This window comes from Mesorhizobium sp. M0195, assembly GCF_040322115.1.
GTDB lineage: Bacteria > Pseudomonadota > Alphaproteobacteria > Rhizobiales > Rhizobiaceae > Mesorhizobium.
Genome location: NZ_JAMYSV010000083.1, coordinates 1 through 893, shown reverse-complemented (window position 1 = coordinate 893; position 893 = coordinate 1). Strand labels below are relative to the sequence as shown.

Here is an 893-nt window from a genome sequence, read left to right as displayed (position 1 = left end):
CGGCAAGCTCGTCCCGCTGGACGTCAAGGCCGGCGACCGCATCCTGTTCGGCAAGTGGTCGGGCACCGAAGTCAAGCTCAATGGCGAAGACCTTCTGATCATGAAGGAAGCGGACATCATGGGCGTCATCGGCTGACACGCCGCCGCCTTTCATCCGCACCATCCAATCTGAATTTCGGGCGAAATGCCCAGGAGTAAAAAATGGCTGCCAAAGACGTAAAATTCTCCCGCGACGCTCGCGAGCGCATGCTGCGCGGCGTCAACATCCTCGCCGACGCGGTGAAGGTCACGCTCGGCCCCAAGGGCCGCAACGTCGTCATCGACAAGTCGTTCGGCGCACCGCGCATCACCAAGGACGGCGTCACCGTCGCCAAGGAAATCGAGCTTGAAGACAAGTTCGAGAACATGGGCGCGCAGATGGTTCGCGAAGTTGCTTCGAAGACCAACGACATCGCCGGCGACGGCACTACGACCGCGACCGTTCTGGCACAGTCGATCGTCCAGGAAGGCCACAAGGCGGTTGCCGCCGGTATGAACCCGATGGACCTCAAGCGCGGCATCGACCTCGCCGTCGCCGACGTCGTCGCAACGCTGATCAAGAACGCCAAGAAGATCAAGACCTCGGAAGAGGTTGCCCAGGTCGGCACCATCGCCGGCAATGGCGACGTTTCGGTCGGCTCGATGATCGCGGAAGCGATGCAGAAGGTCGGCAATGAGGGCGTCATCACGGTCGAGGAAGCCAAGACCGCCGAGACCGAGCTCGAAGTCGTCGAAGGCATGCAGTTCGACCGCGGCTATCTCTCGCCCTACTTCGTCACCAACGCCGAAAAGATGGTTGCGGATCTGGAAGACGCCTACATCCTGCTCCACGAGAAGAAGCTCTCCAACCTGCA

Annotated in this window: 1 protein-coding gene and 1 pseudogene; both read left to right on the top strand. The window is 60.9% G+C overall.

The annotated features are described in order from the left end of the window. Positions 1–136, top strand: a pseudogene (locus tag NKJ12_RS32100) (co-chaperone GroES); the annotation flags it as partial. Positions 137–201: 65 nt separating this feature from the next. Further along, positions 202–893: chaperonin GroEL (groEL, locus tag NKJ12_RS32095; RefSeq protein ID WP_352707726.1), on the top strand; the 692-nt coding region annotated here is incomplete at its 3' end.